Source organism: Micromonospora ureilytica, assembly GCF_015751765.1.
In the GTDB taxonomy this organism is placed as follows: Bacteria; Actinomycetota; Actinomycetes; order Mycobacteriales; family Micromonosporaceae; genus Micromonospora; species Micromonospora ureilytica.
The window spans coordinates 4,843,840-4,869,833 of record NZ_JADOTX010000001.1 but is presented as its reverse complement, the minus strand read 5'-3'; the positions used below and the strand labels follow the sequence as shown (position 1 = coordinate 4,869,833).

Genomic DNA, 25,994 nt, shown 5'->3' with positions numbered 1-25,994 from the left:
TGGTGGGCGGCGAAGCGCCGTCGACTAGGGGCGTGGCAGCACTGAGCAGGCAACGACAACCATTGAGTCTCAGTCAACGTTTTTGGCGGCTAATGGCGATCGGGCAGAGGGCATGGCTGTTGACGTGGACGAGGAGACTGATTGGGCACCAGGGAATACGTGTTGTGGGGCTTCATTTCACATATCTGTCTGTATTCGATTCGATCAGCGCGATACCGCTGGACGCCCCTGGCGTCTGCCCAGTATATGAGTAGTTCATTCTCGCTCTCCTGCAAAACATATCCTGCGCTGATCGGTGACTGACCTTTTATCGCAATTACCTCCGGAGGGAGCCACATGCCGTTAAGGAGCGCCATCTGAGTCAGGAGGAGGGCGACTACTGCCGCCAGAGGTACGTCTCTCAACAACTCTCTGGCCATACCCCTTGCGTGTCTGTCGGCCGCACTTGACAAGATCTCCCGAATCGCGCCCCCCTGATTCATCATGAATTGTGGCACGATTATGACGAAGGTCAGGCCACTTGCGACGGCAATCGAGATAATGATCCAATCAAGGACCCCGTGCGGAATAAACATGACGTCGACTATAATGAACGACATCCAGAATGAGAATGTTCGACGATCTCTCCTCACGTTAGCCAACAGGCCGGCGCGAACCATAAGAAAAAAGGCGTGAACGGCGAAAGCTACGGGGAGAAAAACCGGAAGTGCAGTTACGTAACTGGTGATGAGGATGGCAGGAACGTTCAGGGTTGTGACGAGTGTTTTGAATACAGTGACGTTCCCATTGGAGGCGGCAAGGAGGGACAATCCTGCAAGAGTTACTGGGAGGAGGGTGAGAAGGCCCGCCAACCACCCCTCACCGCCGAGCCTGCCAAACGTAGGCGCGTTCGTTGCCTCAGTCTCCGCGCTTCCCACACGCTCAAAACGCCTCGGAGGTGGCCGGTGGACCGGGTCACTGGCGGGGCGGTGGTGGGGAATCATGCCCAAGATTGTGGACGCAGATTGCAACAACGGCTGCCCTGCGGCCGTGGGTAGTGGGTGGACTGTCGTCCACCTGACAGAAGGTCGGCCCTCTGGAAGGTGCCTCGGATCTGCGTAGTGGATCATAATAACCCAACGACATCGACTGCTTGCTATACGTCGAACTGGTAGCAGGGAAGCCAAGTGGGGACACGTGGGTTTCTTCGACGGCAGGAAACCGGCAGCGATCTTGAACATCGCCCGACTATGGGTGGGGCGGTGCGTGACCGTCGGGTATCCGACGCGGCAGAGGGCTCGGGTAGAGGGCAGGGGCGTCGACTGACAGTGTGTGCAAATGGGTTTCATGGACAAGCTGCTTCGGAAGACCGTCCGGCCGAACGATGGGAGCCAAGAAGCCCCGCAGCGCGCAACACCGGTCGATGCCGTAGCGAGCCAGGCGGGAGAGCGCGACGGCCTGCCGGACAGGTGGTATGTGCCGCAGGACGGCAACTCTGATCGATTCATCGGTGCGACGGGTCTACCGACGCTGCGCCTGATTCCTTACCGGGACACGGGCGGTGAGCAGGTCTTGCGGCTCTGCGAGGACGGTACTGGCCTTCTCGTCGGGCCGACGGATCACCGACTTGCCCGTGCAGGTATGTACGTTTCCCAGCTTCGCGGCGAGGCTCACCACCAGGCCGAGTGCCGGGCTGGCAACTTCTACCCCGGCGAGCCGGTGCGGCTCGTTCGCGAGCCGGAAAACCCCTACGATCGAAACGCGGTGGCAGTGTACGACGCCACGGGGAAGCACATGGCCGCGTACGTCAACAAGCAGAAGGCGCGAACGCTGGCGAAGCTGATTGACTCGGGTGCCGAAATCGAGGCCATCTCAATCCGGGGAACCCGTTCCGGCTTGGCATGCGATCAGGTCGCCATCCTGGCAGCGAGCTCCGAGGTGCTGCGGCACGTGCTGAGTCCTCGTCCGACAGACGCGCCCCATCCCGCGCACGAGCGGTGACCGACAACCAGGCTGAGTGACTAAATCGGTGACGATCACGGCGTACACACGTGGACGGCGGCGGACGATGAAGGACGCGGATGCCAGCCCAGGGCGTGGTTAGGGCAGGTCGACGAGTCCTGATCGTTGCCTGGGGTCAAGGGGTCACCGGTTGACATCCATAGGGCCATCGGGATGGCATCGGCCGATAGGGGTTAGGCACCGTACGTTGGCTGCGGCCGTTCATACGTCGTGGGTGACTCGATCGCTTCAAGAACCTCTGTTGCGGCATAGTAGAGCCTACCGCCACGCCCTTGTGCTCCCATGAATTGAAGCCATCCGTACTCCACCGCTCTTTCCAAAAGATTCCGCGCCCCTTGCGGGGTTCCTCCGACGGCGCTTTGTACGCGTTTCGCAGTCATGAAGGGATTCTGAAACATCAGCGGAATCAGCATGTTGACTCGCGATCGGTCGTCACCCGCCTGCTTGTAGTATTTCTCACGAAGTTCTACGAGTTGAGCTGCTCGTGCGACGGCGTCTTCCGACTGCTCTTTAACCGCTCGGCAGAAGAACTGGATCCAACTTTGGATGGCGCCCGTCTCACGCACTGCCTGCAGGTGGTCATAGTACTCACGTCGGTGGGTTTCAAGGTAGCCCGAAAGGTAGAGGAGAGGCGAAGTGAGTCGCTGCTCGGCGATCATCTGAAGCACGATCAAGAGGCGGCCTATACGGCCGTTGCCATCCAAGAACGGGTGGATCGTTTCGAACTGATAGTGCATGAGTGCGCTACGTACAAGCAATGGGAGTCGGCTACGTTCGTTAACGAACCGCTCCCAGTCCGTGAGGAGTTCGGGCAGGTGGTCATGCAAGGGTGGCACAAAGATCGCGTTGTTTGGAGTTGATCCGCCGATCCAGACGGGAGAATGCCGAATCTCTCCGGGCAGCCGCTCTTCCCCGCGAACTCCTTCCATCAGAATCTCGTGCACCGCCTTGATGAGTCTGACGGAGAGAGGGAGTTCCTTGATTAGCTGGAGCCCGGCTCGGGTTGCTGAAAGGTAGCGTCCGACTTCTGCAATGTCGTCGGTTTTCTCAGAAACGTCTTCGGCTGCCTTCAAAACATCTGACAGCGACGCTTTGGTTCCTTCAATACGTGAGCTAGCGATCGCTTCACGTGTTAGGAAGGGACCCACCAAAAGTTCAGGCTGCGGAATGAGGCGTCCGAGGCCCTGTAGGTGGCCTAGAGCATTGTCGGCCTCCGACAGTAGCAACACAGTGTCTGTCTCGAAGGTAAGATCACGTGGGATCATTTCGGGTCGATAGTAGGTGAAAGCCCACTTATCGCCAGGACGTCGCGTTGGGTAGCCAAACAACGTCTTCTGGTAGTTTGCCGCCTCCATGCCGGCACTATAGCAACGAAAGCCCCCGGATCCTTGGCATAGATGCCGTCATGCCAAGCGTGTCGGCGGTCGCGTTGGCAGGAGGGTGTGGTAGGCCAAGTTTCGTTGGCATGTAGGGCGTCTTGCCAAGCGTTCACGCGGTTGTCTTGGCAGGAGGGTGTGGTAGGCCAAGTGTCGTTGGCATGTAGAGCGTCTTGCCAAGCGTTCATGCGGTCGTGTTGGCAGAAGCTAGTGAGAAGCCAAGCATCGTTGGGGTTATGTGAGTCCTGCCCGCCTGGCTGGCACCCGGGAGTACTGCCCACCGCTAGGAGCAAGCTTGGCGGACTGCATCTGATCCGGCGCTGTCAGCTGTGCCGCGCACAGGGTTTGTTGCGACCTCGCACCAACGCTCAAGCTGCCAAGGATCGCTAGGGCTGCCGGCTGCGAGGCCATCGCCGCGGCCCCCTTGCGGTCGGCTGACTAGACTCGTTCGGCGTCTTGGCGACGTCATGCCGCTTCCAGCCGGGTGGTAGCGCCTCGTCGATGCCGAGGTCATAGCGCACGCAGTCGACGAAGATTGAGAAGGCAGAAGAGAGGTGCGGCCCGTTGCTCATCGCAGCGGTGGAGTAGGTCACCCCGGCCTCGTATACAGGCAGGGGCGCAAGAAGCTCGATGATGGCTAGCACCTCGTCAACCTCTGAGGCGGCGTCCGTCGATCTCTCTTCCGGGGTCATGTCGCCCCTCCGCCCCTGGGGCAGCTCTAAAGTACTCACGAAGTTGGCCTCGCCCGACTCCGGTTCAAGGTCGGTCGGCCAAGGCTGCAAGTCGCTGTACGAAGCGGCGAGCTGATCCACAGCGGCGAAGAGACGTACATATGATGCTCGTTTGTCGTCGAACAGCTTCATAGTCTGTTCGTGACGGACCTGGTGCTGACGTACCGACCAGGTCTCCCGGGATTGCTCACGAAGAAGCCGTAGCGAACTGCGTCCCTGCCACCACGCTCCGAGACCGACGCCCGCTAGGGTGCCCACCACCGTGATGAGCGGCATTACCAATTCCGACCATCTCGGCACGGCGAACTCCGAACGGACGATGGGAGGGCAGGCACGCCGGTCAAGGCCAGGCCGTCACCAGGCCGTGAAGCGTCGGACAACGCCGACCGACGCTGACCATTGGCGACAACCTTTGCGCAGGTAGCGCAGCGTAAGCGAGGAAGTGACCTGCGGTGGGTCGCTTGCCTTACCTGTAGTTGTTGAACTGGTGGGGCTGTTGCCCACGCATTTCTTGCTGCTGCTCATCCTGTCTGGTCCAGGCCAGGAAAGCCGATCCTGCCGCGTTGCAACCGATGGCGTAGACAGTGGTCAAAACGCCAGAGGCGATCTTGCGAGCCGCTTCACCCATGGTCGCCCTCCTCTTCCGTCCTACTGAACGAGTGCGGCTGTTGTGACCGCTTGCCAGGTGCTTCAGCAGGGGAGCAACGAAGGTGAGAAGGCCAACGACTACGAACGCGAGGCCCGTTTCGAACAGGCCGCCAGACCTAGACCAGGCAGGACGAGGTCAGCTAACAAAGTATAACCCGCTCAAGCTTTGCTCTTCCGCTCCCTCACTAACGGTCGGCTACGCCATCGGCGGTACTGCTGTCGACAGCAACGTCGCGGGACGGCGGCGAGCTGACGAGCGCTGGGGCGGACGAAGTTTTGAGCGTGTGGCCGTCGCCAGACATGCACGGACGCGGTGCACCGAGCTCACAACGAGGCGTCACTCTGGCAGTCGGGAGCGGGAGGCGAGGTCGTTGCGCTCGTCCGGGGTCATCTGCTGGTGGGCGTTCCAGAAGGTTTGAAAGGGCGCTGTTAGCTCGGTGCCGTAGGTCGGGCTGGTGGCTGCCTCGCGCAGGGTGAGTTGGCCTTGTTGGACGGCGGTGGCCATCTCGCGGAGTAGGGGATTATTGCTGTGAGCGAGCTGGTCCAGGATCCGGCGTAGGGCGCGGGTTCGGTTCTCGTCGCCGCCGGTGATGTCTTCTAGGTAGTCCACGTGCTCATGCCTTCGCGTCGGCGAGGGGGTGGTCGTATCGGCCGCCGTCGGGGAGTGCGGGGAGGGCGACGGTGTCGAGGCCGCTGAGTTCACGGGTGAGGACGGCGCGGAAGGCGAGGACGGCGGCGGCGATCTGTTGGCAAAGCTTGGTTGCTTCGGCCCAGAGCCGGAACATGTTGGCGACTTCGGCGGCTGCAACGCCGTAGCCGACGAGGGCGCCGACGCCGGTAGCCGAGGTGGCGGTGCCGGCAGCGGCGGCGAGGCCGGTGATGATGGCGGCGTCGATGAGGCTTTTGACCACGCCGCCGAGGGCTTCCCCGGCGGACCAGACAGCGTCGGCCATCTCCCGGTAAGCCTTGCTGATGGCGGACATGGGAGTTTGGAGGTCGGCGGTGGCGTTGGCGGTGGTCGTGAAGTAGCGGAAGGCTCCGTCGCCAGCGACGCCGTGCCAGAGCGGGTGCAGGGTGGTGGTGCCGGCCTGGACGTTGTAGGCCAAGTCATGGAGGGCGCCTCCGATGTTGTCGACGACGGGTGCCATCTTGGCCAGGGCTTCCCAGTCGCCGGAAACTTCGCTTTGGAGTCTGCCGATGGGGTCGAAGCCGAAGACGTGGTTGAACACCTCGTTGAGCCAGCTCGCTGGGCTGATGTAGTCCATCCAGCCGAGCGAGTTCGCGGGCTTGTCTGGGTCGCCCGGGGTGTCGAGGTGGCCGCGTACGTCGCGGACGTCGACGAAGTTCGCGGGGGCGCAGGGGTTGTTCGCCAGTTCCAGTTCAAGGGTGGTGATGCACCGGTCGCTTGCTGGCGGGAGGGTGCGGTCAAGGCGGTCGGCGTTGGCCAGGTCGGTTGTGCGGTAGTAGGCCGCGGCGGCCCTCAGCTCGGGGGCGGAGTTTTCTAGGAGGCAGGCGAGTCGGTTGAGGGTGCCGTTGATGGCCTGCACCGCCTGCTCGTGCGCGGCTTTGGCGATCTCAATCTGCTCGCCACCGGTTGCGACGTCGGCGTGACGGTAGAGGTAGCTGCGCATTGCCCACACGTCGACGGCGGCACGGTCGACTTGGCTGGCGAAGCCGACCAAAGCTTGCGGCTCGACAGACAGCGTCATCGGTGCCGCCTAGTCCGTGAGGAAGATGCCGGTCACGCCCACGACGGCGAAGACGACGGCGGCGGCGAGCACGTAGAGCCGCGGGCGTGGCTCGCGCACGACGTAGGTGGACAGCCCGAACGCGCCACTGAGGATGGAGATCGCGTACCACGGGAACGTCGTCGGCGTGGGCTGGCCGATGAAGATCATCCAGGTGGCCATGACCGCGACGAAGATTGTGGCGTAGGCGACGGTCTGCCGCATGTTTCGGTGAGCGGTGTGCTGCAGACGAGAGACCGACGTGCGGTAAGCCTCCGCCGCAGCAGCGCGTTCATCCTCGCTGACCTGTCGCCGCCTGTTACGGCTGCCTGACCTCCGGCCCCCACTCATGCCGCCGAAGATACAACGAGAGTCACACTGCCGCTGCCCTGCGTGAGGCCGCCGACGTGCCATCTGCGCAGGCCGGCCCGAACGAGGCCGTGCTCACGGGCGGGGAGCCGCACCACGAGAGTTGGTTCCACGCGAACGACCCTCTGCGGTAACAGAGGGCCGTTCAGTCCGAGGTGTGCGCCTACTCAAGCCATGGCTCACATCTCGTTACTCATAACGATGCCTTTTCTACTTCGGTACGCGCTCTCTGCTCGGGGGTGGCGTCTCACGCCTTGAGTATCCTACTCGTAAGTCACTTCCGAGGCATCGATGCAAGCCTAAGTTTATTCGGTTTAACTCCAGGTCAGGGTACGTCGCTCCTGTGATTTCGAACTTGGTTGCCGATGCAAAATATCGACAGTTATCAACTGAGTAGTCACATTTCATGAAAGATTCAAGGTTACTCAGAGTGACGAAGTTTGGGTCGACGAGTCCGTTTTTGAGCGGTACGTGCGACGGACAACGGACACGTTGTGTGAGTGGCATGTCGCACTGGGGCTGTGCCGTGACCTTGAATGGAAATCCTCGTTAGCGGGAGTGAGATGCCCGTCGCACGTGCGCGGCGGTAACCGGCAAGTGCCCTCCCAGGCGGGTTTCTCACGGGTCCGAGGTCAACCGTCCCTACTGCCTACAGCCAATTTGATAATCGTTCACATCGAGGAAACATGACTAAGAATGCCCCCAGCCGGCGAGAGTCGGCGCGCCCTGTCTCTGCGTCCAGCCGTAGTAGTCCCCGACGCATCCCACGGCAGGCAGAATCCGTGGACGACGGAGCAACAAACCATGACCGATACCTCTTGACGCAGCGGGACTTGCTCATCCTCGTGATCACGCTGATTGTCGGGTTGCTCGCTGCTGTGGTCACCGGTCTGACCACGGCTGTCCAGACCAACCCCGCACTAGGGTTCGGCCCCAGCATCGCCCTGGGAGTCGCCTGCGGCGTCGTCACTCTGGTTCTGACCGGCCTGGTAGTGGCCAACAGGCTTCACAGGCTCGTCCAGTAGCGAAACCCGAGAAGCAGTGCCCTGCCTTGTTACCGCAGAGCAGGGCACTGCCCCGGGATCGCGGGTGGCACACAACGGCCTGCCGTCGCCCACACCAAATGCAGCGCGGCTCGCCACCTCGCCAACTCGTGCCCGTTACGTGCCCGATACGACGGACACCGAGGGGTAGCAGCGGTCAACGATGGCGGCGTCCTGACCTCGTCGACCAGCGCCAGCCACAGGCTGAGGCCCCGAGCCGGCAAAGGATCAGAGGATTCCTAAACCGTGTGTCGCAGGTTCGAATCCTGCCGGGGGCACCTCGTTATGCAGCCGAAACGCCGTTCGAGCTGGCGATACGCACACTGTTCGATTAGAACAGGTGTGCAACCGTAGGTCACCGGAAGCCGTCGTTTGTCGCAGGTCGCGGAACAGGTACGGAATGACCTTGAAGGCATCTGCCCAGGTCAGGCGACACGGCCGAAGCAAGATCCGGAACGGCGAACATCATGCGGGCCAGGCCACGCCGGTCAGAGCCTCAGAGATCCGCTCGTTGACGGTTGCCTCCGCGCCGTCGATGCACTTGGCGTAGACCTTCAGTAGTACGTCCACGGAGTGTCCGGCCCGGTCGGCTACCTCGGTTGCCGGCACACCAGCGTTCAGCCACAGCGACACGGCGGCGTGCCGCAGGTCGTACGGCCGACCAGCAAGCGGAGAGTCAACCTGGCGCGGCGTCAACGCCAGTCGACGCGCCTCATCCAAGACGCGCGAGTAGGTCGAGGCCGCAACCACGTTGCCCCGCTCACTCTGGAACAGGCGGCCGTCCTTCGCGAACCCGAACCGTTCGATGTGGGCGCGCAGGATCGCCACAAGCGCGGGCGGGATCGGTACGTTACGCGGCTCATCCTCGGCTCGATGCTTCAGCCCTCGGTCGTCGTGAACCTCGCCGCTATCGGTCCACCGCTTGCCCGCCTGGGGTCGGCTCTTGGCCAGCGTCAGCCGACCCCATCCGTTCTCGGGTAGGTCGCAGTCCTGCTCTCGCAGCGCCAACGCTTCTGCTGGACGGAGGGCGGCGAAGTAGAGGCAGGCGAAGAACGCGACCAGGCGCTCACCACGTTTCGCCTTCCGACCTCGCTGGCCAACGTAGGTGGCAGCGATCAGCAGTTCCAGCGCTTGGCGCTGGTTGACGACCACCCGACGATCGACGACCTCGGCGATCTTCTTGCGCTGCGACCGCACGCGAAGCTTGTCGATCGGGTTGAACTCCAACTCTTCCAGCTCGACCGCGTACTGAAGCGCGTTGTAGAACACCGACCGCTTACGACGCGCGGTGGTCGCGGCGGCCGGCTTGCCGTCGAGCTTCACCACCAGGACGTCGAGGGCACTCCGAACGGTCCCCGCTTCGCGGAGATCAGGCAGCGGCAGGGAAGCGTGGCGCAGCCAGCGCACCGCGTCAGCGATGTGCGGCGGCATGTCCAGGCCACGAGCTGGCGGCGGCAGGACGTAGTTACGCAGCGCTTGGCGAAGCAGCTCGACCGGCGGTCGGTCGGTGGCGTCCTTGACGAGTGCCGCTGTGACGGCGGCGAGCGCTTCGGTCATGCTGTCTCGCGACTTGGCCGCAGCGCCCGCCCACTTCATGTCGGCGTACTTCTTGGCGAAGTCCAGCCAGGTCGTAGCCGCCGGGGTTTCCGTCATCGAGTCGGGTAGCCCGGTGTCAATGTCGAATGCCTCGCCCCGGTTGGCGGCTTGCATCAGGTCGGAGCGGAAGCTGTCGGCCAGTGCTCTCGTGACGAACGTGCGGGACTTCTCGCGGCCAGCCACCACCCACCGGACGGTGTACGACCGCTTGGCCTTCTTCGACCCGCCAGCCCCGGCGTTGGCTTTGATCGCCCAGATGCGGACGCGACGAGACTTCACGCCGCCACCTCGCGCCGCTGTTCCAGCCAGATTCGGAGGTCTTTCCTCGATATCCGAAGCTCTCCGTTGGGAAGCCGGATGCAGGCCGGAGCGATGCCGAGTTCGCGCCACCGGTAAAACGTCCGGCGGGACACGTTGTTGAGCGCGGCGAGCACCTCCGGAACGGTCATCAGGTCGTCATCCACGGTCAGAGTCCTTCCTCCTGTCGAATCAAGCGGCGACCGGGGTGGAGCCGGCCGGGGTGATGCCGAGTTCGTGAGCAAGTTCCTCGCGGCCGGTGGCGTGTCGGGCGCGGGCCATGGCGGCTGCGGTGTTGGCGAGGAGTGCGTCTCCGGTGGTGTGCCAGCCGACGCCGGCGAAGGTGAGGGTGCCGACGATCAGGGTGGTGTCGTCGAGGTGGTCGACGGCCTTGATGGGGTCGGTGACGTCCTGGTCCTGGTCGTCGTTGCGTCGGTAGGTGACGCGGGTGTCGCGCAGGAGTTGGAAGGTGACGGAGTAGCGGCGGGCTTTGGTGAGGAAGTGGCCGCCGAAGCCGAGCATGTGTGCCCAGCGGCGCAGCCGGGCGTAGGGGTTGCCCGTGGCTGGTTTCGCCGGTTCGGCGTCAAGGCTGGCTTGACGTTCGGCGATGCAGACGGGGCAGGCGGCGTAGCGGGTGTGGGTGACGCAGTCGGGGCATTCCCAGCGCTGCACAAAGCCGGGCCGAGGTCGGTGATCCCGGGGCCGCTGCGAGAGCGGGACGGGTGTGCTCGTGGGTCGGCCGAGTCGCCAGCAGGCGTCGATGAGGCGGGCGGTGTGGTCGCCGTCGGGGTCGGCGTAGTCGCCGATGGAGTCGGCGTCGAGCCTGACGGAGCGGTGCCCGGTTACCTCGGTGCTCTTGGTGGCGTACTTGGCAAGGTAGCCGGCGACCATGCCGTCGGTGACCTCACCGGTCCCGGTCAGGCTGATGGGTCGGATGTCGAGGCCCTTGGTCGGGTCGCCCCACACGATTGACCAGCCTTCGGGGCGGTCGGGGTGGGTGGGGGTGGTGTAGCTGACGTGGCCCACGGCGTGGCGGATGGCGTCGTCGAGGTCGGCGGCGGTGAACGCGTGCGGTGGTGGGATGACGGCGGTGGGGTCGGTGGGGTCGACGCCGTCGAGGCGCACCAGGGCGTGGAAGTGGACTGCGCCGCGTGCTTGGAACTCGGCGGCTTTGCCGTGGGACAGCCGGACCGGGGCGACCGTGCGGACCTTGCCCGAGGCGGTGACCATCCGGGCCGGCGGGATGCCACGTCGGCGGGCGAGTTGGGCGAGGTGGCGTTCCGCGGCTTGCTTGGTCCGTCGCCACAGTTCGCCTGCGAACACGTTCCATACGACCTGGTGGTCGTGGTCGTAGCAGTCCAGGCACAGCGGCTGGCCGAGCACCTGGTCCCCGGGTTCGTGGCGTGCCCAGCAGACGGCCGGGCGGCCGTGGGTGCACAGGCCGGCGGTGGGGTCGGTGCTGCGGCGGGCGTGGCAGGGGTCGGGTCGGCAGTCGCAGCGTTTGCGGTTGGCGCAGGTGTGCCGCTTGACGGCGCGGACGTGCACGGGGCCGAAGGACGGGGCGGTGAAGGTGGCGAACACGGCCGGGTGTCGGGAGACGGTTTCGGGGACGCCTTTGCCGCCGACGAGGCCGGCGCGCAGGAGTTGGTAGGCGTCGCGTTGGTAGACGCCAGCGCAGGTGGGGCAGACGGTGGCGCGGCGGTTGCCGCACGCCTTGTAGATCGCGGCGTCGGGCATGGCGTCGGTGTGTCGGGCGTCGAGGAGTCGGCCGGTGGCGGGTTCGACGGTGAGGAGTTGGCCGGCGAGGCGGATGGGGCGGGTGCAGCCGGCGGCGGCGCGGACGTGTTCGATCCAGCCGAAGTAGTCGGGTTGTTGGGCGCGGGTGAACGCGGAGCCGGCGGCGGTGTAGCCGACGTGGGGGGTGATGGTGTCGGCGTTCGAGCCCACACCCCGGGCCGAAGCGCGGGGTGTGAGGTCCAGCGTCGAAACCATCAGGCAGCCTCGGAGAGGTGCCGGTTGGTGATGGTGTGTTGGGTGACGATGATGCGGCAGGCGCCGCACTGGCGGTCGGCCGGTTCGTGCCGGTGGCACGCGATGGTGGCGATGGTGTCGCCGCAGCGGATCGTGACCGGGGTCCGGCAGGGTCCGCCGGGGATGACGTCGATGACGGTGCGTCGGGTGTCGTAGATGTGTGGCTCGGCGAAGGCCGGGCAGGTGTGGAAGGTGTAGTCGATGTCGACGACGTGGATGGTCATCGGGCACCACCGACGGGGGTGCCGTTGACGGCCGGGGTGTGGCCGGTGATGGTGTGCAGCAGTTCCCGGGCGATGTCCGGGGTGACGGAGAGCAGGCCGGCGAGTTCGTCGGTGGTGATGGGTCGGCCGGTGCTCTGTTCGTGGCGTCCGATGACGAATCGGGCGGTGGGCATCAGGTGCGCCGGGACCTCGGGCCGGGCGGCCGGGATCGGGGTGAAGGCGGGTGCCGTGATGGCGGCAGGTGCCGGCGGGGTGTCGACGACCGGAGCAGGATCCGGGGTGGTGTCGACGGTCGGGGTGTTGGTCGGCTCGGTGGCTGGTGTCGTTTCGGTGAGGTCGTTGACGGCGGCGAGGAGGGCGGCGGCTTCGGCTTGGATGGCGGCGAAGTCGGGGCGGATGCGTCCGGCGACGAGTTCGACGCCGATGACGAGGACGACGACCAGGGCGAAGACCAGGCGGAGGCCGAGGCTGCCTGGGGAGGCGAAGTTGATGGTGGCCGACAGCATGGCGGCGGCGGCGAAGACGACCATGGCTCCGCGTTTGGCGTCTTTGGCGATGCCGGAGGTGCGGACGACGGTCAGCATCGACACCATCGCGGCGTCGAAGATCAGTGGTACGAGGTAGGCGAAGTAGCCGGCGTTTTGGGTCCACAGGTAGTGGGCTTGGTGCAGGTAGCTGGTCAGCAGCGCACCGAGCAGGACGAAGCGGTTGTACCGCTTGATGGAGCCGATCGCCTTGAGCATGGTCGGTACGGCGTTGCGGGCGTACTCGGCGGCGAACTGCTCGGTGACGGCAGCGGGGTCAGTGCTGGCCATGGGGAGTCACCTCCGGGGCCGGGATGGCGTCGAGGGGGATGAGGTCGACCACGCCGGAGCAGTGGGCGCACATGATGGGGGTCAGCCCTTGGGCGGCGAGCTGCTCCCGGAAGCAGGGCAGGCAGGCGAAGTCGGCCGGGAACAGTCCGTCGCCCTCGCAGAGGGCGCAGGCTCCGAGGCAGACGGGGCAGGGCTTGTAGACCGGGCCGAGGATGTCGTGGATGCCGGCGGGCGAGCTGCCCTCGATGCACCACAGGCAGGGGTCAGATAGGTGGAAGCTCACGACGGGTTCCCTTCGTGGCAGTCGAGGCATTCGCCGTAGCGGCGGGGGATGTAGTAGGGCTTGACCTGGGTGCAGACGCGGCAGGTCCGGCGGGCGCGAAGCGCCTTGGCGATGGCCTCCCGCTGCGCGGGCGTGGCGGTGCGCTTGGGCGCGGCCATGTCGAGGCGGTAGAGGTAGGCGACTCGCCGGTTGTTGCGGTGCCGCCAATAGATCTGCGCGATGGGGTTTTGGCCGTTGGGGCGAAGGCCGGCGGCGCGGAGCTGCCGCACGGTGGCCAGGCCGTCAGGGGCGCAGTGGTAGGGGAAGGTGGGGAACCCGTAGCGGGTGCCCAGCGGGTCGTAGAACTCGACCCGGATGCCGGTGCGATCGGCCAGGTTGTCGAGGTCGACGCTGCGAAGGTCGGTCATGGCTTGTCTCCCCAGCGCTGCTGGGCGGCCTGCTTGGAGATCCCGAGCCGGGAACCGATCTCCGACCAGGAGTAGCCGAACGCTCGGAGGCCGATCACGGCTTCACCGATGGCGTCATCGATGACCGATGAGAGGGCGACCAGGTCGCGTAGTGCTTCCACATCGCCGGTGGCGACGCGGCGACCGTGGGCGCGGATGATCCGGCGGCCGAACGCGGCGAACTCGTCGTTCTCGACTACGGTCCGGCGCTTTTGCCGGGGCACACGTGGCGTCAAGGGCTTCTTGACGGTGCTCATCGGTTGTCGCCTCCCTGCGTGTGGAGGGAGTCCCACTGGTCAGCGGCGGCGGTGAGTGCGTTGATGACGTCGTCGGCGGTGCGGCCGGGCTTGTCGTTCCACCCGAATAGGCGGGAGGTGCAACTCAGGTCGAGGAAGTCCCGCAGGACGCCCAAGGCGGTACGGAAGTCGGGCCGCTCGGGACGGTCGACACCAAACGGGAAGTCGGTGGCAGTGCCGTAGGCAGCCATGGCGATAGCGCCGGAGACGCAGGCCCGTGGAGTGGCGGCGTCGAAAACGATCGTGTAGTAGTCGCCCTGGGTCCAGCCGTGCCGGCGCACGTATAGGGCGGCCATCCGCAGCAGGTCGGCCGGTGTGACCGCTGCTGTGGTGGGTGGGTTGTGGGTAGCCTTCATGGCAGCCACGTCCTTTCGAAAGGGCTTGGTGGGAGGTCGGCAGGACCGGCATTTGCTGCCAGGCGTCGTCCGGTCCTGTCGGCCGATCAGTGGGTGCGCAGTCGCAGGTAGCGGCGTTGGCGGTTGTCGTCGCCGCCCATCGGGCTGGGCGAGGACAGGTAGACAAGTCGGCCGCTGGCGGACGCGGCGCGGACCATGACGGCGATGTCCTCAGGACGGCCGATGACCCACAGCTCGGTGAACTGGGCGGCGCGTTGGTTGTTGGCCTTGGCATAGGCGCGTTCGCGGGTGGTCATGCCGCCATCTCCCACTCGGTGGGGTCGACCGTGGGGGTGCTGGCGCTGGTGCCGACAGGGCGGCGAGTCCAGGCGGCGTAGTCGGCGATGTTGTAGATGTCGGTGTCGGTGAGGTAGGCCGCTTTGATGCGGCGGGGGACGCCGCCTTCGGCCAGGAGGTAGGCCGCGCCCTGGTTGGTGGGTGAGATGTCGGAGGCGGTGTAGCCCTGCTCGGCCCAGCCCTGTCCGAGGATGATGTTCGAGCTGTTCAGCGAGGTGCACCGGAACGCGGCCCGGTAGCCGAACAAGTCCCGCAGCGAAGCGGGGATGATGTCCCAACTCGGGCGCTGGGTGGCGGCGACGACGGGCATGCCGCAGGCCCGGCCGAGGGAGACGAGCCCTCGTAGAAGGGTGGAGAACTCCTCCTGTTGCTGCTTGGTGCCGAGCACGGTCGAGAACATGGCGAGTTCGTCGATGATGGTGACGATGACGGACATGCCGTCGCCGTCGGCGAGCTTGCGGCGCCGGTTGGCCAGCAGCCAGGCGTAGCGGTTGGTGGCGACGACCAGGAGGCGACGTAGGACGTCGATGCCCTGGTCGATGTCGGGGCCGATGAACGCGTCGGCGAGGTCGCGCCAGGGGCCGAGTTCGACGAGTTTGGCGTCAAACAGCACCAGGCGGGTGTTGTCGCACAGGGCGGCGTGGCCGCAGATGTTGTTGATGAGGCCGGACTTACCGCCGCCGGGTTCGCCTGCGGTGAGCAGGTTGCGGTAGATGACGTCCAGGTAGACGGGCTGGCCGAACTCGTCGATCCCGATGAAGATCGGGTCGAACATCGACAGGCCAGGACCCACCGGCACCGCCTCAGCAGTGGTGGGAATCGTGGTGGTCATGGGTGCCCTCCTGGGCGTTGTGGGCGCGAGAAGCCACACGAACGAGCCGCCATGGCTCCTCGCGTCCCGGGGTGGGTAGGAGTCAGATCCAGTCGGAGGTGTCGTCGTCCTCCACGGACGACACGGACGAAGCCGCGGGCTTGCTGCCGTTGGCCGTCGTAGCCGAGGCCGGCTTCTTGCCGGCGGGCTTGCCCTGGGCCGGAAGGGTGATCGTCGGAGCGGTCACGTGTGGGAATCCCATTCCTCGCGACTTGCGTCTACTCAAGTTGGGCGAGGACGGAAGGTGGCGCACCAAAACCCCGGTCATGGCGGGCCCGGCCGCCAGGGGTGAGCAACCGACATGGCGGTTAGGCAAGATCCAGAACATGCACGGAATGACTAACCGCAAGCCCTGCAAGGGGTCCAGTCCTTGTCCTGGCAGGCGGCCTCTCGTGTTGCCAGCGCAACTGCCTTCCTGAACTCTGTGTGCTGAACGCCGGGGACGGCGGGCTGTGGCGGACCCGCTCGGGGCACCCAGGGGGCACAAGACACCGTCAAACGTCGGCAACCAGCCAGCAGCGACGGCAACCCGCGAAGGGGCGCCACCAGCAAGCCGACCAGGTCGCCGCAGGTCACGGCCGAGCCGGTCTAAGTTCCGCTTCAACGTCTGACACTCGGGCCTGGGTGACCAGCTGGGTGACGACAGGCGCGGGCAAGGCCGGACGTCCGTGGACTGCGGTGGACGGTTCAGACAGCTCAGCCCAGCGACTGGCGCACCTCATAGCCGGCTGGTGGTTCCTTCGGGACGAAGGAGTCAAGCTCGCCTGCTCCTTGTCCGCAGGGTGGACACACGCTTGACGGCGCACCGGGGCGCAAGCCTGTCACTTCTTCGGCGGCCACGGTGACGGGTTTTGGGAGATCCACCAGTAGCCGGCGTATCGCGGGTTGTGGTGCCAGCGCGAGCGCCGCACCTCGTCTGTCCGGGGAGCCCAGTTCCGGTATGGCAGCAACGCCATTCGAGACGCGATCACACCCGCCATGTACGGCCACGCGATCGCAGTGATCAGTGCATCCCGACGTCGGTAGGAAACCCGAGGGGCGAGCCATGGCGTCACCGCCACCGGCAGGACGGAACCCGCCAGATACCCGAGCCAGTAGCCGCCAGTCGCATCCCAGACGAGGTACTGGACCCCAATCGCTGGCAGCCCGATGAGGGTCCAGATGAGCATCGCACGCAGGCCCCGGGCTAGCCCTTCGCGCGGCCTGCCTGAATCAAGTGGATCATCTGGCATTCGCCGGACGGTAGCCGCGCCGGTTGCAAACTTCAAGGGCTAGCCAGGTAGAGAGTCATCCGGAACATACGCGGAACGATCAAGCACATCACGGCGGAGCCTTCACGCGAATCCCCTGGTGAGGCGGCAGATGGCCCAGCAGCCGCTAAACCGTTCCTAAACCGTGTGTCGCAGGTTCGAATCCTGCCGGGGGCACCTCGAAAATCAGCTAAAACGCCATCTGGGCTGCGGGTGGGCTCCAGCTTCGATTGGCCTACCTGCGCGGCCAGATGCCACCCATAGCCGCCGTTTGAAGCCCCGAACCTGCCGGCCGACCAAGCGCGCCGGAGTAGCGGTTGGTCCGGACGGTGACCTGGCTGTAGTGGTCAACGCTCCGGCCCAGCCGGATGCCGGTCTCGAACGGCTCATCCTGCAGCAGCACCAACAGCGGCCCCTCGATCGCGACAGCTTCCCGACGGCATGGGCTCGGTTGCCGATGCGCCGAGCGTCATCGGCGGCCTCCCAGGCACGAAGGAGCTGGAGCAGGAGAACGAGGTCCTGCACCCGGCGCTGCCTAGGTGTCATGGGGCATCCGCCGGGGAAGGCTCTACTGCTCCTGAGCCAGCCGTGCTGAACGCCGTGCTTCCCGACGACGAAGGGTGCGCAGAGGAGCAGGAGCATCCTTGGTCATGGCTGGCCGAGCTGGCTCGGGCTCGCGGCCTTGGCGCGACTGCGGAAGGCATCCGAGGTCTGCCCTAAGAGGTGGTCTTCAGTGACACGGTGACCCGATGGCTCGCGCCTGGCTGAACTTGAGTCGGCCCGTGTCGCGGCCGGACTGCTTCTCGGAGTCGCACCGCTCGACCAGGTCCCTTATCGACGCCTCTGCGTCAATACCCGCGAATCCGATGGGATATCAGGGATCGCGCACGTGGTCGTTCCAGGCAATGCGGACGGCAGACCGACGGTCCCCCGGATGTTAAGAGCCGAGTGGGCGTTCAGCTTCGGCGGCGACTTTAAGCACCGGTGCTGCATATTTTTGGGCTCTTCGTCATGGCGACTCAGCGTAATCGGGCATCACATTCTCCGTGTTCGATGCTAGGCTCCCGGAGTCAGCTCGATGCTTGTCAGGGAACCTCGATGCTTGACGGGGGAAAAGGATGAGTTCTGCGCGCCCGTTGATCGCCGCCGAGAAAGGCGATGAAAGATCAGTGTCGGTGGCCATCGCAGATGTCCATCCGCTGTTGTCCGGGATGTTGAACAAACTTTTCTCTCAGCAGTGGAATGTCGAGGTGGTGGCGCACGTCACATCCATGGCCGAGTTGGTCGACGGGGACGCCTGGGCCGGCTGCCCCGTGGATGTCCTGATCTTGCACGTTGCGCAGGTGGATAGCGCGATCGAGACTGCCGTGCGGGCGGTCGCCGCCGGTTCCGGCACCCATGTCATGGTGGTGTCCGGATCGGAGAGCGATGACGAGATGGTCCGCTGTCTGCGATCCGGGGCGCGAGGCTACTTCGGCAACAACGCTGACTTCGACTCGTTATGCCTGGCCGTCGGTCTCGTGGCGCGCGGCGGCACCGGAATCACCGGTTCGGCGGCATCACGTCTGGCCGCGCTGGCCGGGCACGATATGAATCGCGCGCCGTCGTCCGCGAAGGGCCTACTGGACTCGCTCACGAACCGGGAACGCGAGGTGGTTGCGTTATTGGCAGACGGTCAAAACAATCGCGGTATTGCGCGGAGACTGAACATCTCCGAGCGCACTGTCCGAAACCACCTCAGTCGAATATTCTTCAAGCTCGGCGTGCAGGATCGGCTCCGAGCGGCGTTGGTGGCACGCAAATTGATGAGTCTCTCCGGGGACTTCGCCTAGAAGGGTTGTTCGTGCACCCGAAGGGAGTGGTAGAGGGCACCCGACTGCCGGTCCGGCCCTTAACCCACAGCGAGTTGGTCGCCGTCGACCTCGTCGTCGCCGGGTTGCTCGCCGCGGTCTACCTGACGGCCCTGTCCCGATCGAGCGCGCTTCCCGACTGGCTGCACGCCCTGCTGGTCTCCCTCATCGCGCTGCCGACCGCAGTCCGCAGGGTCTGGCCGATGCCGGTTTTCGCCGGCGTCGCCCTCGCGTCGATCGTCGGCCTCTCACTGGGGATCCTGCCGGACCCGCTGCTCGCGTTGGCCTTCACCGCCTACACGGCTGCGTCCATCGGTGGTCATCGGAGCCGTCGCAGTTGGCTGGTGATCGCGTCGTCGAGCGTGGTGCTGATGTTCCTGGCCGTCGCCACCGGGTCGCCGCAACCGTGGCAAAGCCGGTTCGGCACACTGCTGCCCGGCCTTGCCCTCGTCGGCGCCTCCTGGGCCGCCGGGATCGCCATCGCGCAGCGGCGGGCGTACGCGGCCTGGCGGGCCGCGGACCGCCTCGAACGAGCGGTCGCCGACGAACGGCTGCGAATTGCCCGCGAGGTGCACGACATCGTGACCCACAACCTCGGGGTGATCGCGGTCAAAGCCGCCGTGACCCGGCACCTTGCTCGGGAACGGCCGGCCGAGACTCTGGTCTCGCTCAAAGTGATCGAGCAGGTCAGCCGGGAGGCGCTCGCCGAGATGCGGCAAGCCCTCCGGCTTCTACGGGACAGCGACGAGCCTCGTGGCCCGTCTCCTGGCCTGCACGACGTCCCGACTCTGGTGGGCCGCGCACGGGAGGCCGGCCTGGCCGTCCAGAGCGAGCTGCCGGAGCAGGACGACATCCCGTCGGGCGTGTCCTTGACCGCGTACCGGATCGTCCAGGAGACCCTGACAAACGTGATCAAGCACGCCGGGCCGACCCGCTGCCGCCTCACGGTCCGGAGCACCGGGAGTGAGCTTCTCGTCGAGGTCGCGGACGACGGGCCGAGGGACGGACGGCCGGTCCGCCGGGGCACGGCTGATGGGTTCGGCCTGGCCGGCATGCGGGAGCGGGTGGAGATGCACGACGGCGAGATGACGGCCGGTCCGCTCGCGGCCGGCGGCTTCCAGGTCCAGGTCAAGCTCCCGTACGCACCAGCGGGCGGCCAGCGGTGATCCGGGTGGCGATCGCCGACGACGAGCCGATGTTGCGCGACAGCTTCCGCATGCTTGTGGACTCCGATCCGGAGTGCACGGTGGTCGGGGAGGCGGCGGATGGTGCGGCCGCGGTCCGGCTGGCACGTCGCGAGCGGCCCGACGTCATTCTCATGGACGTACGCATGCCGCACACCGACGGCATCGAGGCCACCCGCCTGATCACCGGCGACCAGGCCACCGCGGGCGCTCGGATTCTGATCCTGACCATGTTCGACCTGGATCCGTACGTCTATTCGGCCCTGCGCGCCGGCGCGAGCGGTTTCCTGCTCAAGGACATCGCCCCCGCGGACCTGCTGACAGCCGTCCGCGTGGTTGCCGGCGGGCACGCGCTGTTCGCTCCCAGCGTCACCCGGCGGATGATCGCCCGGTTCAGTGCGGCCGAGGCCACTTCCGGCACGGACCGCCTGGCGGTCCTGACGAACCGGGAGCGGGGGATCCTGACGCTCGTGGCCAACGGTCTGTCCAATACGCAGATCTGCGACCGCGAGCACATCAGCATGGCCACCGTGAAGACGCACCTCAACCGGATCCTGGCCAAGCTCGACCTTCGCGACCGTGCCCAGCTGGTGATCGCCGCGTACGAGAACGGGCTGGTCAGCGCCGGCGCGCGGTCCGAGGTCAGCCGGCATCGCCGAGGGCCGCTCTGACCGCGGTCGGGTCCGCCGCCGTCACCTCGCCGTTCACCTTGACCGTGGGCGTACCGATCACGCCGTCGCGGGCAGCCCGCTCACTGACGTGTGCCGCCCAGCCGCGGTACGTCCCGTCACGCACGCACTGGGCGAAGCCCTCGGGGAGTCCGGCGTCCCGGCCGAGCGTGACGAGCCGGTCGTCGGTGAGCCCCGGGGTCTGTTCGGCCGGCTGCTGCTGGAACAGCATCCGGACGTACTCGGTGAACCTGCCGCCGTCGGCGGCACACCCGGCAGCGGCCACGGCCCGGGTGGAATACTTCGCGCCCTGGCTCATGCGGTCCAGGAAGGCGACGGGGTGGGTGACCACCGTGACCTGGCCGGCCGTTACGGCACCGTCGAGCATGGTCGCCGTCGAATCCTCGAATCGCTTGCAGTTGGGGCACATGAAGTCGGCGTACACGTCGATGGTGACCGGGCCGCTGCCGCGGGCCACGCCGGTGCCGCCATGCGCCGCGGTCCCCGCCGGGTACCGGACCGGCTCGGCCGACTGACTCTGAAAACGCTGGTAGCCGACGGTGCCGGCGGTGAGCAGGACGGCCACGACGATCGTGGCGGACCAGAACGCACGCCGTCGGCGCCGATCGGCCGCGAACTGTGCGGCCACAGCCGCGCTTGGTGTCGGAGTGCGACTGGTTGTCATGAGAACCCCGTTCGGCCGGCGACCACGGGCGTGGCCTGCAGCCAGTTGTCGATCGCCAGCCGGCCGGCCGGCCGAGCTGTCAGGAATCCGGCGAGTAGCAGGAAGAAGCCGTCGCGCAGCAGGTCGAGCAGGTAGGTGGGGCGCTGGTTGGCGGCCAGGTCACCGCCGCCCCCGAAGCATCCGCAGTCGATCCGGTAGCCGTGCGCCCACACCCAGACGATCCCGATGATGAAGCCGATCAGCAGGACGGCCGAGATCCCGGCGGCCAGGCGCGTTCCCAGCCCGAGCAGGAGCAACACGCCCAGGGCCAGCTCGATGAACGGCAGCATCGCGCCGAACGCGGTGGCCGCCTCGTACGGCAGGATGCGGTAGGCGTTGACCGTGCGGCCTGAGGCGGCCAGATCACCGACCTTGGCCGCACCGGCGACGAGCCACACCGCGGCCAGCCCGGCGCGCGCCGCGGTCGTCAGCCAGGCCGACCGGATCACTGCTGGGCCTTGGCGAAGCGGTGGGCCGCCACCGAGAGGGTGCCCAGAGCCAACGTGGTGATCATCAGCAGTTCGGCCCAGACCGGAGGCGTCCATCCCCAGAGTTGCGGAGACTGTGACATGCCGTCGAGGAAGAAGTCGCCGGGCAGGACCCGGCGGGTCGCGTCGATCGCGTAGGTCAGCGGGTTGATCAGCACCAGCGTGCCCAGCCAGCCGGGCAGTCCGTTCGGTGGGAACACCGCGCCGGACAGGAAGAGCAGTGGCGTCAGCGCCAGGCTGACCACGACCTCGAACGTGTCGACAGACCGGATCGTCACCGCGGCCAGGATGCCCAACGCGGTGAACGTGAAGGCGATGAGCGCGGCCACGGCCAGACCGAGCAGCAGGCCCGGGCTGTAACTCATGCCAGCGTACGGGGCGACGAGCAGCACCAGGAACGCATAGAGCGCGCCGGTCGTGGCACCGCCGAGGCAGAGACCGATCAGTAGGCTGATCCGCCGGACCGGGGCGGCGAGAGTCTGCCGCAGGAAACCGCTCTGCCGGTCCCAGACGATGGAGATGCCGACACCCATCGCGGGCGACTGGACGGCCATCATCAGCATGCCGGGGAACAGGAACGTCCGGTAGTGCTCCATGACCACCGCATCGCCGCCCACCGCCTCGAGCCCGGTGCCCAGCACGACGATGAACATCAGCGGAGTCACCAGACCCATCACCACGCGAAGCCGGTTGCGGGTGAGCCGGATGACCTCGCGGCGCCAGAGCATGCCGATCGCCCCGAGGTTGCGGCGTACTCCGGCCGCACGGGTGTCGAGCGGCTGTGCCGGGACGAAGGCGACGGGCATTCGATCCGCGTGGGTGATGGTCATTTGCGCGGCCCTTCCTCTTCGCGAATGGTGCGGCCCGTGTAGTGCAGGAACGCGTCGTCGAGGCTCGGCGGTCTGACGGTCACCGACATCACCGGCACCGGGATCGCCGCGCACAACTGGGGCACCAGGGCGGCGCCGTCGCGAACCCGCATGCGGAGGTTCGGATCCCCGACGACCACGTCCAGGTCGAACTGCTTGCGGATGCTGGCGGCGGCGGCCTCGTCGTTCTCCGTGCGCATCTCCACCAGGTCGTCCCCGACCACGGCCTTGAGCTCGGCCGGTGTGCCCTCGGTGACCAGATCGCCGTGGTCCATGATCGCGATGCGATCGCAGTGCTCAGCCTCTTCGAGGTGATGCGTGGTCATGAAGACCGTCAGGTCGTACTCGGCGCGGAAGCGGCGCAGTTGGTCCCAGATCAGGATCCGGGTCTGTGGGTCGAGCCCGGTCGTGGGCTCGTCCAGGATCAGGACCTTCGGCGCGTGCAGCAGGGCCCGCGCGATTTCGAGCCGGCGACGCATCCCGCCGGAGAAGGTCCGGATCGGTGACTTCCGACGATCGCTCAGATCCATAAGTGTGAGCAGGTCGGCGATGGTGCCCCGGGCGGCGCGGCCGCCGATGCCGAAGAGGCTGGCGTAGAAGCGCAGATTCTCCTCGGCGGACAGGTCCGGGTCCAGCGTGGACTCCTGGAAGACGATGCCGATCGAGCGCCGCACGTCGTCCGGGTGCCGGCGGATGTCGAAACCGGCTACCTCGGCGGTGCCGGCGGTCGGCCGCAGCAGCGTTGCCAGCATGCTGATGGTGGTGGTCTTACCCGCACCGTTGGGGCCAAGGAAACCGAAGATCGAACCCGTCGGGACGTCCAAGGTGAGATCCGCGACCGCCGCGATGCTGCCGGAGTACCATTTCGCGAGATTCCGTACGGCGATCGCTGTCACGTCGTTGTCCCTTCCGGGCACCGTACGGCCAGCACGGTCACGAAACGCGCCACGTCCGCCGGCTCTCCAACCGGTCGGCCATCCACCTCGACCCAGGCGTGCGCCCCGAACGGGTTGGTGCGGAATCCGGTGCACCAGTCCGGCCACCGGCCCCGAAGTCGGCAGATCAGTGCCGTCGCCACCGATCGCTGTAGGCAGCCGAGCCCGGCGCAGCGGGTGCTGACGGTCACCGTCGCGGACCGGGCGTGCAGGGTCTCTTCGAATCGGCCAGGACGCGCACCCCTGCTGAGCAGCCGCAGCGCCTGACGTAACCGGCGCGGAGGCAGCGCAGCGAGTGGACGGGCCACACCGACCGCCGCCAGCGCGACGACGCGCTGCCCGGCGGTGAGCCGTACGGAACGCTCCGCAGTGACCGGCATGCTCATGTGGTCACCAACTTGGCTCGCACGAGGCCGTCGACGAACGCCTGCACGTCGGCAGTGACCCGGTTTCGGAATTCGTCGTCGACCGGTGCGTCATTGGCCGGGACGGCGGTCAGCCGGTGAGCGGTCTCGGCCGGCGAGTGCCCGGCGAGGAGTTCACGCAGCATCTGCTCGGCCGTGCCGTTGAGATGCCAGTAGCGGCCGGTTCGTTCGTCCAGCAGGACCAGTCCGTCGTCCACCTCGTTGAGCACGACGTCACGGCGTAGCGACAGGGTCATCGCAGCACTCCAGTCTTCCGTCCGGACCGCGCGGACGCCACGGCCGAGGATCGCAGCCAGCTCTCGCAGGCAAGGGTGTTCTGCAGAATGGTGAGGTGATGAGCGACCGGCCCCGGGTTCAGCAGACGGGCTCGCAGCGCGGCCACGTCGATGAGGCCGAGTTCGCCCAGCAGGGACCCGTCACACAGCTCCAGCAGGGTCTGCCGGTTTCGGCGTAGTCCCTCGTGCATCTCGGCGCTGAACTCGCCCTTGTCCGGACGGTCCAGGATCGCGTCCGGCACGAGTCCGCGCATGGCGGCGGTGAGCAGCGGCTTGTACTGCCCGGGAGCGCTCCGGTCCGCGATCCGGACCGACAGCGCCGCCTCGACGACCTGGTGGTCCAGCATCGGCGCGTCCCATTCCACGCTCGGTCCGGTGGCCGCACGCATCTGGCGCAGGAGTGCACCCTCGAACGCCATCGCCTCCAGGACCTGGTGGCGTACCCGGTCGGGATCCAGGGGCTGCGGCTGGGAGGCCGCTGCCGTACGCAGGGCATCCCGTACGGTCTCCGCCGCGGCGGCCGTCGCCCAGGGCGGGATCCGTACCGGCGGCACCCAGCCCAGGTCCAGGTGCGGCGGACGTGGGGGCGGCGCGTCGATCTGCGCGGGCAGCGCGGCGACGGCTTGCGCGAACGTCGACCGGTCGGTGAGCCCCCGCAGACAGGCCGACCAGGACCAGCGATTGAGCAGTCGGGACCGGCGGACCGTCGGCAGGGCACGCAGCGGGTGCCGGCGGGCCAGCGACCACAGGTGCGCGGGCATCGCCCCGAAGAGGGTGTCGCCGCCGAACCCCATCAGGTGCAGATCGGATCCCTCGGCCGTGACGCGTCGCTCCAGGTCCTCAAGGTGCGCCCAGCCGCCGATCCACAGTTGCGGCCCCTCCCACTGCCCCGCGCCGGTGCCCTGCTCGACGTCGACCTGGAAGAGGTTCGCCGGACGGCTGCGGGGTACGACCCGGTGTCTTGCGCCGGCAAGGGCCGCGGCGGCCCGCTCCGCCCAGACGGTGTCGGTGTTGGCCGGGTCGAGCGGTTGCACATGAAAGGTGGTCAGGTCGGCGCCGGCCGCGGCGGCCAGAAAAGCGACGCTTGTCGAGTCGAGGCCACCCGAAAGGTCCGCGGTGACCACTCGGCCGCCCGGCACGCGACCGGCAATCGCCCTGGACAACGACTCCCGCACCTCGGACGCCGCCTCGTCCAGCGGCCTGACCGGCTCCGGAGGATGCCACCAGCGGTGTGTCCGTGCCGACCCGGCGCGGTCGACTGCCAGCCAGTGACCGACCGGTACAGCCTGGATCCCGGCCCAGAACGTCCGTTGTGAGAGCGGCCACGGTGCGCCGAGTGGCGACAGTAGCCGCAACGCGAGCGCTTCCGGGTCGATCCTGGCGCCGGCGAGCCGACCCAGCGAGGCGATGGACGAGGATGCCACCGTGACGCCGTCGACGGTCGCGTGGAAGATCTGTCGTACGGTCGACACCGTTCCCTGCGAGCGGGTGGTGCCGTTCTGCGAGAGCAGGAGATGGACCGCTCCCGGAATCCGCCGCGCCAGTTCGTCCAGATCGGACGGCATCCTGACAGCGGCCAGTGCCCGCGTTACCTCCGACTCCCGGATCGCGGTCCGGCCGGCGATGGCGAGCCGGGTGTTTCCGGCAGCCAGGACGATGATTTCGTCGGACTGCCATTGTCCGATGAGCCATGGCCGCCCGGAGGCGTGCGCGACCATTTTCCCCGTTGTTGAGGTGAGCCTTTCCGCGACGCAATCCCGGTCCGGCAGGACGACGAATTCCACGAGGCGAGACGCCCTTTCTTCCGCAGTGACCCGCACGTCGGCGGCCGGCCGGAAACGAGCCGGCCGCCGACGGCCTGCTAACTGCTCAGACGCACC

The 25,994-nt window shown here is 66.6% G+C and carries 30 protein-coding genes; 5 read left to right on the top strand and 25 right to left on the bottom strand.

Going from position 1 to position 25,994, the window contains the following annotated elements:
- Positions 1–89: 89 nt before the first annotated feature.
- A complete protein-coding gene (locus tag IW248_RS22120) occupies positions 90–983 on the bottom strand; it encodes a hypothetical protein (RefSeq protein WP_196928513.1) in 894 nt (297 codons plus the stop codon).
- A 334-nt stretch (positions 984–1,317) separates the two neighbouring features.
- Between IW248_RS22120 and IW248_RS22115 the strand changes: the two genes are divergently transcribed.
- Complete coding sequence (locus IW248_RS22115) at positions 1,318–1,980, top strand: HIRAN domain-containing protein (RefSeq protein WP_196928512.1); 663 nt, start codon at positions 1,318–1,320, stop codon at positions 1,978–1,980.
- A gap of 194 nt (positions 1,981–2,174) precedes the next feature.
- Here IW248_RS22115 and IW248_RS22110 read toward each other — a convergent pair whose 3' ends face one another.
- The 5 genes from IW248_RS22110 to IW248_RS22090 all read right to left on the bottom strand — a co-directional run bounded on the left by IW248_RS22110 (position 2,175) and on the right by IW248_RS22090 (position 6,708).
- On the bottom strand, positions 2,175–3,356 hold the full coding sequence (locus IW248_RS22110) for a Fic family protein (RefSeq protein WP_196928511.1): 1,182 nt from the start codon (positions 3,354–3,356) through the stop codon (positions 2,175–2,177).
- A 407-nt stretch (positions 3,357–3,763) separates the two neighbouring features.
- Positions 3,764–4,240 carry a hypothetical protein gene (locus IW248_RS22105; RefSeq protein ID WP_196928510.1) on the bottom strand — a complete coding sequence of 159 codons (477 nt, stop codon included), beginning with the start codon at positions 4,238–4,240 and terminating at the stop codon, positions 3,764–3,766.
- 853 nt (positions 4,241–5,093) lie between these two features.
- Positions 5,094–5,261 (bottom strand): hypothetical protein, encoded by a 168-nt coding sequence (locus tag IW248_RS22100; protein WP_196928509.1) that lies wholly within the window; start codon positions 5,259–5,261, stop codon positions 5,094–5,096.
- A gap of 109 nt (positions 5,262–5,370) precedes the next feature.
- Positions 5,371–6,465, bottom strand: coding sequence for a WXG100 family type VII secretion target (locus IW248_RS22095; protein ID WP_196928508.1), 1,095 nt, complete (start codon positions 6,463–6,465; stop codon positions 5,371–5,373).
- Positions 6,466–6,474: 9 nt separating this feature from the next.
- Positions 6,475–6,708 carry a hypothetical protein gene (locus tag IW248_RS22090; RefSeq protein ID WP_196928507.1) on the bottom strand — a complete coding sequence of 78 codons (234 nt, stop codon included), beginning with the start codon at positions 6,706–6,708 and terminating at the stop codon, positions 6,475–6,477.
- Between the two features lie 926 nt (positions 6,709–7,634).
- On the opposite strand from IW248_RS22090, the gene IW248_RS22085 reads away from it, so the two are divergent.
- Positions 7,635–7,877 (top strand): hypothetical protein, encoded by a 243-nt coding sequence (locus IW248_RS22085; protein ID WP_196928506.1) that lies wholly within the window; start codon positions 7,635–7,637, stop codon positions 7,875–7,877.
- Positions 7,878–8,360: 483 nt separating this feature from the next.
- On the opposite strand, the gene IW248_RS22080 is transcribed toward IW248_RS22085, so the two are convergent.
- The 12 genes from IW248_RS22080 to IW248_RS22025 all read right to left on the bottom strand — a co-directional run bounded on the left by IW248_RS22080 (position 8,361) and on the right by IW248_RS22025 (position 15,633).
- The gene (locus IW248_RS22080; protein ID WP_307788133.1) at positions 8,361–9,770 is read right to left on the bottom strand and encodes a tyrosine-type recombinase/integrase; all 1,410 of its coding nucleotides are present in this window, start codon (positions 9,768–9,770) and stop codon (positions 8,361–8,363) included.
- Positions 9,767–9,955, bottom strand: a complete 189-nt coding sequence (locus IW248_RS22075) for a helix-turn-helix transcriptional regulator (protein ID WP_030504500.1) — start codon at positions 9,953–9,955, stop codon at positions 9,767–9,769. The genes IW248_RS22080 and IW248_RS22075 overlap by 4 nt, the downstream gene beginning before the upstream one ends.
- 25 nt (positions 9,956–9,980) lie before the next feature.
- Positions 9,981–11,780 (bottom strand): replication initiator, encoded by a 1,800-nt coding sequence (locus tag IW248_RS22070; protein WP_196928505.1) that lies wholly within the window; start codon positions 11,778–11,780, stop codon positions 9,981–9,983.
- Positions 11,780–12,043, bottom strand: a complete 264-nt coding sequence (locus IW248_RS22065; RefSeq protein WP_196928504.1) for a hypothetical protein — start codon at positions 12,041–12,043, stop codon at positions 11,780–11,782. The genes IW248_RS22070 and IW248_RS22065 overlap by 1 nt, the downstream gene beginning before the upstream one ends.
- Positions 12,040–12,858: a DUF2637 domain-containing protein gene (locus IW248_RS22060; RefSeq protein WP_196928503.1), complete on the bottom strand. Its 819-nt coding sequence runs from the start codon at positions 12,856–12,858 to the stop codon at positions 12,040–12,042. The genes IW248_RS22065 and IW248_RS22060 overlap by 4 nt, the downstream gene beginning before the upstream one ends.
- A complete protein-coding gene (locus IW248_RS22055) occupies positions 12,845–13,141 on the bottom strand; it encodes a hypothetical protein (protein ID WP_196928502.1) in 297 nt (98 codons plus the stop codon). Before IW248_RS22055 ends, IW248_RS22060 begins: the two co-directional genes overlap by 14 nt.
- Positions 13,138–13,548 (bottom strand): RRQRL motif-containing zinc-binding protein, encoded by a 411-nt coding sequence (locus IW248_RS22050; protein WP_196928501.1) that lies wholly within the window; start codon positions 13,546–13,548, stop codon positions 13,138–13,140. Before IW248_RS22050 ends, IW248_RS22055 begins: the two co-directional genes overlap by 4 nt.
- Entirely contained in the window at positions 13,545–13,844 is a 300-nt protein-coding gene (locus tag IW248_RS22045; protein WP_196928500.1) for a hypothetical protein, read from the bottom strand. Before IW248_RS22045 ends, IW248_RS22050 begins: the two co-directional genes overlap by 4 nt.
- Complete coding sequence (locus IW248_RS22040; protein ID WP_196928499.1) at positions 13,841–14,239, bottom strand: DUF6197 family protein; 399 nt, start codon at positions 14,237–14,239, stop codon at positions 13,841–13,843. Before IW248_RS22040 ends, IW248_RS22045 begins: the two co-directional genes overlap by 4 nt.
- Positions 14,240–14,325: 86 nt before the next feature.
- Positions 14,326–14,535, bottom strand: a complete 210-nt coding sequence (locus tag IW248_RS22035) for a hypothetical protein (RefSeq protein ID WP_196928498.1) — start codon at positions 14,533–14,535, stop codon at positions 14,326–14,328.
- Positions 14,532–15,407, bottom strand: coding sequence for an FtsK/SpoIIIE domain-containing protein (locus IW248_RS22030; protein ID WP_196928497.1), 876 nt, complete (start codon positions 15,405–15,407; stop codon positions 14,532–14,534). Before IW248_RS22030 ends, IW248_RS22035 begins: the two co-directional genes overlap by 4 nt.
- An 82-nt stretch (positions 15,408–15,489) precedes the next feature.
- Positions 15,490–15,633, bottom strand: coding sequence for a hypothetical protein (locus IW248_RS22025; protein WP_196930471.1), 144 nt, complete (start codon positions 15,631–15,633; stop codon positions 15,490–15,492).
- Positions 15,634–17,814: 2,181 nt separating this feature from the next.
- On the opposite strand from IW248_RS22025, the gene IW248_RS33570 reads away from it, so the two are divergent.
- Genes IW248_RS33570 through IW248_RS22010 form a run of 3 tightly spaced genes read left to right on the top strand, consistent with a single transcriptional unit; the run spans position 17,815 to position 20,401 of the window.
- On the top strand, positions 17,815–18,528 hold the full coding sequence (locus IW248_RS33570) for a response regulator transcription factor (protein ID WP_269155092.1): 714 nt from the start codon (positions 17,815–17,817) through the stop codon (positions 18,526–18,528).
- A gap of 11 nt (positions 18,529–18,539) precedes the next feature.
- Complete coding sequence (locus IW248_RS22015; protein WP_196928496.1) at positions 18,540–19,712, top strand: sensor histidine kinase; 1,173 nt, start codon at positions 18,540–18,542, stop codon at positions 19,710–19,712.
- On the top strand, positions 19,709–20,401 hold the full coding sequence (locus IW248_RS22010) for a response regulator (RefSeq protein ID WP_196928495.1): 693 nt from the start codon (positions 19,709–19,711) through the stop codon (positions 20,399–20,401). The genes IW248_RS22015 and IW248_RS22010 overlap by 4 nt, the downstream gene beginning before the upstream one ends.
- Here the strand turns inward: IW248_RS22010 and IW248_RS22005 are convergent.
- From IW248_RS22005 to IW248_RS21975, 7 genes are read right to left on the bottom strand one after another with little or no spacing between them, the layout of a single operon-like run.
- Positions 20,373–21,083 (bottom strand): DsbA family protein, encoded by a 711-nt coding sequence (locus IW248_RS22005; protein ID WP_196928494.1) that lies wholly within the window; start codon positions 21,081–21,083, stop codon positions 20,373–20,375. The genes IW248_RS22010 and IW248_RS22005 overlap by 29 nt on opposite strands.
- On the bottom strand, positions 21,080–21,571 hold the full coding sequence (locus IW248_RS22000; RefSeq protein ID WP_307788130.1) for a MauE/DoxX family redox-associated membrane protein: 492 nt from the start codon (positions 21,569–21,571) through the stop codon (positions 21,080–21,082). The genes IW248_RS22005 and IW248_RS22000 overlap by 4 nt, the downstream gene beginning before the upstream one ends.
- On the bottom strand, positions 21,568–22,440 hold the full coding sequence (locus IW248_RS21995; protein ID WP_196928492.1) for an ABC transporter permease: 873 nt from the start codon (positions 22,438–22,440) through the stop codon (positions 21,568–21,570). The genes IW248_RS22000 and IW248_RS21995 overlap by 4 nt, the downstream gene beginning before the upstream one ends.
- Positions 22,437–23,375, bottom strand: a complete 939-nt coding sequence (locus IW248_RS21990; RefSeq protein ID WP_196928491.1) for an ABC transporter ATP-binding protein — start codon at positions 23,373–23,375, stop codon at positions 22,437–22,439. Before IW248_RS21990 ends, IW248_RS21995 begins: the two co-directional genes overlap by 4 nt.
- A complete protein-coding gene (locus tag IW248_RS21985) occupies positions 23,372–23,800 on the bottom strand; it encodes a lasso peptide biosynthesis B2 protein (RefSeq protein WP_196928490.1) in 429 nt (142 codons plus the stop codon). Before IW248_RS21985 ends, IW248_RS21990 begins: the two co-directional genes overlap by 4 nt.
- Positions 23,797–24,075, bottom strand: coding sequence for a lasso peptide biosynthesis PqqD family chaperone (locus tag IW248_RS21980; protein WP_196928489.1), 279 nt, complete (start codon positions 24,073–24,075; stop codon positions 23,797–23,799). The genes IW248_RS21985 and IW248_RS21980 overlap by 4 nt, the downstream gene beginning before the upstream one ends.
- Positions 24,072–25,832 (bottom strand): asparagine synthase-related protein, encoded by a 1,761-nt coding sequence (locus IW248_RS21975; RefSeq protein WP_231396397.1) that lies wholly within the window; start codon positions 25,830–25,832, stop codon positions 24,072–24,074. The genes IW248_RS21980 and IW248_RS21975 overlap by 4 nt, the downstream gene beginning before the upstream one ends.
- Between the last annotated feature and the right edge of the window lie 162 nt (positions 25,833–25,994).

Coding starts and splice junctions, on each gene's coding strand:
- IW248_RS22120 (WP_196928513.1), bottom strand. CDS start 983: ATGATTCCCCACCACCGCCCCGCCAGTGACCCGGTCCACCGGCCACCT.
- IW248_RS22115 (WP_196928512.1), top strand. CDS start 1,318: ATGGGTTTCATGGACAAGCTGCTTCGGAAGACCGTCCGGCCGAACGAT.
- IW248_RS22110 (WP_196928511.1), bottom strand. CDS start 3,356: ATGGAGGCGGCAAACTACCAGAAGACGTTGTTTGGCTACCCAACGCGA.
- IW248_RS22105 (WP_196928510.1), bottom strand. CDS start 4,240: ATGAAGCTGTTCGACGACAAACGAGCATCATATGTACGTCTCTTCGCC.
- IW248_RS22100 (WP_196928509.1), bottom strand. CDS start 5,261: ATGGCCACCGCCGTCCAACAAGGCCAACTCACCCTGCGCGAGGCAGCC.
- IW248_RS22095 (WP_196928508.1), bottom strand. CDS start 6,465: ATGACGCTGTCTGTCGAGCCGCAAGCTTTGGTCGGCTTCGCCAGCCAA.
- IW248_RS22090 (WP_196928507.1), bottom strand. CDS start 6,708: ATGCGGCAGACCGTCGCCTACGCCACAATCTTCGTCGCGGTCATGGCC.
- IW248_RS22070 (WP_196928505.1), bottom strand. CDS start 11,780: ATGGTTTCGACGCTGGACCTCACACCCCGCGCTTCGGCCCGGGGTGTG.
- IW248_RS22065 (WP_196928504.1), bottom strand. CDS start 12,043: ATGACCATCCACGTCGTCGACATCGACTACACCTTCCACACCTGCCCG.
- IW248_RS22060 (WP_196928503.1), bottom strand. CDS start 12,858: ATGGCCAGCACTGACCCCGCTGCCGTCACCGAGCAGTTCGCCGCCGAG.
- IW248_RS22050 (WP_196928501.1), bottom strand. CDS start 13,548: ATGACCGACCTTCGCAGCGTCGACCTCGACAACCTGGCCGATCGCACC.
- IW248_RS22045 (WP_196928500.1), bottom strand. CDS start 13,844: ATGAGCACCGTCAAGAAGCCCTTGACGCCACGTGTGCCCCGGCAAAAG.
- IW248_RS22040 (WP_196928499.1), bottom strand. CDS start 14,239: ATGAAGGCTACCCACAACCCACCCACCACAGCAGCGGTCACACCGGCC.
- IW248_RS22035 (WP_196928498.1), bottom strand. CDS start 14,535: ATGACCACCCGCGAACGCGCCTATGCCAAGGCCAACAACCAACGCGCC.
- IW248_RS22030 (WP_196928497.1), bottom strand. CDS start 15,407: ATGACCACCACGATTCCCACCACTGCTGAGGCGGTGCCGGTGGGTCCT.
- IW248_RS33570 (WP_269155092.1), top strand. CDS start 17,815: ATGAGTTCTGCGCGCCCGTTGATCGCCGCCGAGAAAGGCGATGAAAGA.
- IW248_RS22005 (WP_196928494.1), bottom strand. CDS start 21,083: ATGACAACCAGTCGCACTCCGACACCAAGCGCGGCTGTGGCCGCACAG.
- IW248_RS21995 (WP_196928492.1), bottom strand. CDS start 22,440: ATGACCATCACCCACGCGGATCGAATGCCCGTCGCCTTCGTCCCGGCA.
- IW248_RS21985 (WP_196928490.1), bottom strand. CDS start 23,800: ATGAGCATGCCGGTCACTGCGGAGCGTTCCGTACGGCTCACCGCCGGG.
- IW248_RS21980 (WP_196928489.1), bottom strand. CDS start 24,075: ATGACCCTGTCGCTACGCCGTGACGTCGTGCTCAACGAGGTGGACGAC.
- IW248_RS21975 (WP_231396397.1), bottom strand. CDS start 25,832: ATGGTCGCGCACGCCTCCGGGCGGCCATGGCTCATCGGACAATGGCAG.